General features: G+C 70.7%; 6 protein-coding genes. 2 read left to right on the top strand and 4 right to left on the bottom strand.

What is annotated here, in order from left to right:
* The 4 genes from ACOJUJ_RS19185 to rimP form a co-directional block, all read right to left on the bottom strand.
* The coding region (locus tag ACOJUJ_RS19185; protein ID WP_420128510.1) for a translation initiation factor IF-2 N-terminal domain-containing protein at positions 1-630 on the bottom strand (630 nt) is incomplete at its 3' end.
* Positions 630-1004, bottom strand: a complete 375-nt coding sequence (locus ACOJUJ_RS19180; protein WP_420128509.1) for a ribosomal L7Ae/L30e/S12e/Gadd45 family protein — start codon at positions 1002-1004, stop codon at positions 630-632. The genes ACOJUJ_RS19185 and ACOJUJ_RS19180, both read right to left, overlap by 1 nt.
* A 4-nt stretch (positions 1005-1008) precedes the next feature.
* Positions 1009-2442, bottom strand: coding sequence for a transcription termination factor NusA (nusA, locus tag ACOJUJ_RS19175; protein WP_420128508.1), 1434 nt, complete (start codon positions 2440-2442; stop codon positions 1009-1011).
* A 48-nt stretch (positions 2443-2490) separates the two neighbouring features.
* Entirely contained in the window at positions 2491-3000 is a 510-nt protein-coding gene (gene rimP / locus ACOJUJ_RS19170; protein ID WP_420128507.1) for a ribosome maturation factor RimP, read from the bottom strand.
* A 769-nt stretch (positions 3001-3769) separates the two neighbouring features.
* On the opposite strand from rimP, the gene ACOJUJ_RS19165 reads away from it, so the two are divergent.
* Positions 3770-4477: a DNA-binding protein gene (locus ACOJUJ_RS19165; RefSeq protein ID WP_420128506.1), complete on the top strand. Its 708-nt coding sequence runs from the start codon at positions 3770-3772 to the stop codon at positions 4475-4477.
* Positions 4474-5103 carry an RES family NAD+ phosphorylase gene (locus tag ACOJUJ_RS19160; RefSeq protein WP_420128505.1) on the top strand — a complete coding sequence of 210 codons (630 nt, stop codon included), beginning with the start codon at positions 4474-4476 and terminating at the stop codon, positions 5101-5103. Before ACOJUJ_RS19165 ends, ACOJUJ_RS19160 begins: the two co-directional genes overlap by 4 nt.
* The last annotated feature ends 49 nt before the right edge of the window (positions 5104-5152 follow it).

Raw genomic sequence — 5152 nt, 5'->3', positions numbered from 1 at the left:
GGGCGGCGCTTCGGGCGCGGCCGGTGCCGGGGGGCGCGCGGAAATCGGCGCCGCGGGACGGGCTGACGGCGGAGCCGCCGGCGTGGTCGCGGGCGCGGCCGGGGCCTCGTCCGCGGGCGGCGCGGCCGCCGTGTCGACGATGACGGTCACGTCCTTCGGCGGCTGTCCGCCGCGGGTGACCAGGTCGGCGCCGCGGTCGGCGGCGGCCACGGCCGCCTCGCCCTCGATCGCCTCCACGGCGTCGGCGATCGGCGACGCGGTGGTGTCGGCCTCGGCGCGCGTCTGCGCCGGGGCGGGGCCGGCGGCCACGTCCGTCTGCGCGGCGGCGACGGGCGCGGCGGGCTCTGCCGCGGCTTCCGCGGGTGCGGCGGCTTCCTCGGCGGCGGGGGGCAGGTCTTCACGCTTGCGGCGGCGGCGCCCGCCCACCGGCGCGTCTTCGGCGGCGGCGGGGGGCGCGGCGATGGCGTGGCCGTGGCGGCGCTCGCGCTCGACCACGGTGCGCAGGCGCGCCACGTGTTCGTCCGCCAGGTCGCTCATGTGGCTGCGCACGGGCACGTCCATCTCCCGGAGGAGGTGCACCAAGGCCTCAGCCGGAACGTCCAGCTCCTTGGCGACTTCAAAGACTCGCATCAGTACGGCTCTCCTCCTCCACGGTCCTGCTGCAGTGTCGGCGCGGCGGCCAGTTCCATGGCGCGCCTCGCGAAACTCGGGTCTATGATTCCGACGGCCGATACCGGGCCCTTGCCCAGCGCGGCGCCCAGGTCGGCCTGGTTTGAACCAACAGCGAAAGGGATCCCGCGCGCCTCGAGCAGCGGGACCAGCTTGCGGGCCTGCGTGGGCGAGGCGTCGGCGGCCAGAACCGCCGCCGCCACCTTTCCGTCACGCGCGGCGCCGCGCCCCATGTCCGTGCCCGTCACAAGGGCGCGTGCGCGCGCCGCCAGCCCCAGCAGGGACAGCAGCGCGCGCTCCGACGCGCCGGATCCATCACGAGGCGCGCCCTCCATACGGCTATTTCGAACCCGGCAAGTTCTCCGAATCGGACCCGAAAGTCAAGTCCGTACCGGCATCTTCGCCGCCTTCGTCCCCGCCCGCGGCCTCGGCGGACGGCGCCTCGCCGCCCTCTTCGGCCACCGCGCCCTCGTCCTCCTCATCCTCCACCGTCAGCCGCTCGATCTCCGACATCAGCCGGTCCGCCTCGTCGGCGCCCAGCCCGGGGATGCGCAGGAAGTCCTCGCGCTCCATGTCGATCACGTCGAAGAACGTGCTGTAGCCGGCGGCCTCCAGCGCGGCCAGCGTGGCCGGCGCCAGGTCCAGGTCGCGCAGCGAGAAGTCGGTGTTGTCGTACTCGCCCTCGTCGCTCCCGCCGCCGAACAGCGCCGCCTCGGCCCCGCGCTCCAGCCACTCGCGGCTGCCGAACAGGTCCAGCTGCCAGCCGATCAGCTGGCTGGCCAGGCGCACGTTCTGCCCGTTGCGGCCGATGGCCAGCGACAGCTGGTCCTCGTCCACGATGGCCGTCATCGTGCGCGTCTCGTAGTTGCTGATCACCTTGGCCACGCGGGCCGGGGCCAGCGCGCGCTTGGCGTAGATCTCGGGGTCCGGGTGCCAGGGCACGATGTCGATGCGCTCGCCGCCCAGCTCCTGCACCACCGCGCGGACGCGGCTTCCCTTCAGCCCCACGCAGGCGCCCACCGGATCGATCGACTCGTCGCGCGAGCTCACCGCGATCTTGCTGCGGAAGCCCACTTCGCGCGCGGCGCCGCGGATCTCCACGATCCCCTGCTGGATCTCGGGCACCTCGAGCTTGAACAGCGCGGCCACGAACAGCGGATCGGCACGGGACAGGATCAGGCGCGGCCCCTTGGGCGTCTCTTCCACCTTCTTGAGCACGGCGCGGATCGGGTCGCCCTGGCGGAACCGCTCGCGCGGGTTCTGCTCCTTCCACGGGATGATGGCGTCGGCGTCGCGCGAGCGGTTGAGCATCAGCACCAGCTTGCCGCGCTCCACCTGCTGGGTTTCGCCGCTCAGCAGCTCGCCCACGCGGTGCTCGTACTCGTCGCGGATCTTCTGGCGCTCGCCCTCGCGGACGCGCTGCAGGATGCGCTGCTTGGCCGCCATCACGGCGTTGCGGCCAAAGTGCGCGAACTCCACCGGCACCTCGAGAATGTCGCCCACCTCGAACTCGGGGTCGTCCCAGCGCGCCTCTTCCAGCAGGATCTGCCGCGACGAATCCTCCACCTCGGCCACCACCTCCTTGAGGACGGTGATGCCGATCTTGCCCGTGTCCTCGTCGATCTCGATCTCGGCTTCCACGTTGGGGCCGTAGCGCTTGGCCAGGGCCGCCAGAATGCCGTCCTTGATCAGGTCGTGCAGCTCGTCGCGCGAGATGGACTTGTTCGCCGTCATCTCGCGGAACGCCGCCAGGATCTGCGTTGCGTTGCTCATCGTTGGCCGTCTTCCCTTAGTCTGTCAGGTGAGCGCGCGGGGAATGCTTCAGCGGCCCTTCCCGCCGCGCTCCCAGCGGTAGACCAGGTTGCCCCGGTCGATCTCCGCCAGCGGAATCTCTACTTCTTCACCGTCGCCCAGGCGCAGCGCCACGCGCTGTCCGCCCTCCTCCTCGCCCCGCAGCCCCAGGAGCGTGCCCTCCAGCCGCTTTGCCCGGCCGGCCAGCTCGCCGCGTCCCTTGACCGCCACCTCCACGCCCGCGAATCGCTCCCAGTCGCGGGTTCGCACCAGCGGGCGCTCCACGCCGGGTGACGAGACCTCCAGCACGTAGCGGTCGGACAGCCCCTCGCGCTGATCCAGCCACGGCTCCAGCGCGCGGCTGATGGAGGTGCAGTCGTCGATGGAGACGGCGGGCTCGCCGGGCTTGCTGTCGGGGCGGTCCACGTACAGCCGCAGGATGGGGCGTGCGCGGCTTCCCGCCTGCTCCAGCACCACCATCTCGTAGCCCATCTCCTCCACGCGCTGCTCCACCTCGCGCGCCAGGGTTTCGTCGTGCACCGCGCCTCCGCCTTGCAGGTGTGTTTGGGCAAATAAAAAAGCGGGGCCAACCGCACCCCACTTCAGTCGCGATCCGCCGCGGGGGCGTTCGCAGGCCATGGACACCTGCTGAATATAGGCTCCGGGCGGGCTGCGCGCAATCCGCGTGCTCGTTTTGGAGGAGTGGGAGGGTGAACGGGTGAGGGGGTGATGGATTCGCGGGAGGTGTGAGCCATCGCGCCGTTCGGGGTCCGGTGCCGGGTCCACAAAAGATTGGGGCTCACACGGAGTCAACGGGGTCAACGGAGTTTTCTCGTGCCGTTTCCTCCGCTTCGTGCGTGATTCACGAAAGAAGGGCCTCACACAGAGTTAACAGAGTCAACAGAGTTTTTTCTTGCCGCTTCGTCTGGATCTCCAGGTCAGGACGGGATTCCCAGGTATCGGGTGCAGGTGAGGGACGTCGACGAGGCAGGATCTTTTGTGAAGGCCTTGGAAACGGGAGGTAGATGGAATGCGGCAGGGGGCCATGAGAATTTTTTTGAGGAGGGACGTGGATCGGTGGATGAGCTTCCGTACCGCATGGGATCACGTAGATCGCACCACCTGATGCGCGATCTTGAGAACCGTCTGTACACCGAAATGAAGGGGAGCGGCACGTCGCCATGACGGATGCGGAGAGGGAAATCCCGGGGGATGGAAGTACGCACCGTGGCGGGTGAAGATTGATTGTGCATTCTGCATAAGGATGGTAGGATAGTATCAATGTCAGGAGCACCCGCGGGAGGGCACGATGAAGAGAAAAGGTCAGGGCTCCCCGCCCGACGATCCAGAGCAGCCGCCGGAGGAGCAGGTGTACGATCAAGAGCCTGTCGAGCCTTCCATGGTGCGTGAACGACCTCGCATGGCGTACCGCGCCACGCCGCAAATCGGCGCGCGCAGCCTGCTGGCGGCGGCATTCATCAAGCGCTACTCCAGCCTTCTGGAGCGGCTGGGGCAAGCCGCCCCCGACGACGCCATCGCCGACGCACTCGCGGCGCCCGACGAAGTGGGCGGGCTGGCGGCGCTGCTGGCGCAGGTGGGCCCCGACACCGCGCGCGCCACCGACCCGCTGGCATCGGCACGGGCGCGGGGCGCGCAGGCCAAGGGCGAGCTGCTGCGGCAGGCCGGCGGTGCGCTGCGCCTGGGCGAGGCGGCGCACCGGCTGGGCGTAAGCCCGCAGGCGGTGCACGCGCGGCGCAAGCGCGGCACGCTGCTGGCCGTGCCCCAGGCCAACGGCGAATGGCTGTACCCCGCCTGCCAGTTTGGCCCCGACGGCGCACTGCCGGGGCTGGGGTTGGTGCTGGAGGCGTTCGGCGTGCGCGGCCCCTGGACGCAGCTGTCCGTGCTGCTGGCGCCCGCGCAGGCGCTGGGCGGACGCACGCCGCTGCAGGCGCTGCAGGCCGGCGAGGCCGCCGCGGCGGCGCAGGCGGTGTCCACGTACGGCGAGTACATCGCGTGAGCGGCACGCCTTCGGCGGGGGCGCCCGGCCCCCCGCCCCTGCCGCCGGCGGACCTGCACGCCCGGCGGCTGCCGATCCATGTGCACGAGGTGGCGTGGAAGCTGTGGCGCGTTCACCCCGGCGACCGATCGCCACTGTTTTTCAGCCCGGCAAAGGGGCTGCCGCCGCGCGGACGATGGGACGCGCCGGACGGCCGGTTCCGCGTGTGCTACATGGCCGAGCGCTCGTTCGGCGCGTTCGCGGAGACGTTTCTGCGCCAGCCGGGGACGATGCTGCTGGAGACGGAGGACGTGCGGGCGCGCAACCTGGCCCGCATCCAGGCGCTCGCCCCGCTGCGGCTGGTGGCGATGCACGGGCCGGGACTGCACGCGGTCGGTGCCACCGCGGCCTCGTGCACGGGGGAGTATGCGGTTTCGCAGGCGTGGGCGGCGGCGCTGCACGATCATCCCGACGCACCCGACGGCATTCGCTACCGCACGCGCCACGATGACGATGATTTCGCCATTGCCCTGTTCGACCGCGCGGAGCGGATGGTGGCCGACGTGGAGAGCGCGTCCCTGCTCCATCCATCGAACGTGCGGTACCTGGCTGACTGCCTGGACCGCTATGGGGTGGGATTGATCTGACCGTCGCGTCCACACGGTGGATGCAGAAACGCGGACGCGCGGAGGATGA

It is taken from the genome of Longimicrobium sp. (assembly GCF_048594345.1).
In the GTDB taxonomy this organism is placed as follows: Bacteria; Gemmatimonadota; Gemmatimonadetes; order Longimicrobiales; family Longimicrobiaceae; genus Longimicrobium.
This window is presented reverse-complemented; position numbering and strand designations above follow the sequence as displayed.

What these genes read in the sequence shown, in the direction of transcription:
- ACOJUJ_RS19165 (WP_420128506.1), top strand. Translation starts at nt 3,770, where the DNA reads ATGAAGAGAAAAGGTCAGGGCTCCCCGCCCGACGATCCAGAGCAGCCG.
- nusA (WP_420128508.1), bottom strand. Translation starts at nt 2,442, where the DNA reads ATGAGCAACGCAACGCAGATCCTGGCGGCGTTCCGCGAGATGACGGCG.
- ACOJUJ_RS19180 (WP_420128509.1), bottom strand. Translation starts at nt 1,004, where the DNA reads ATGGAGGGCGCGCCTCGTGATGGATCCGGCGCGTCGGAGCGCGCGCTG.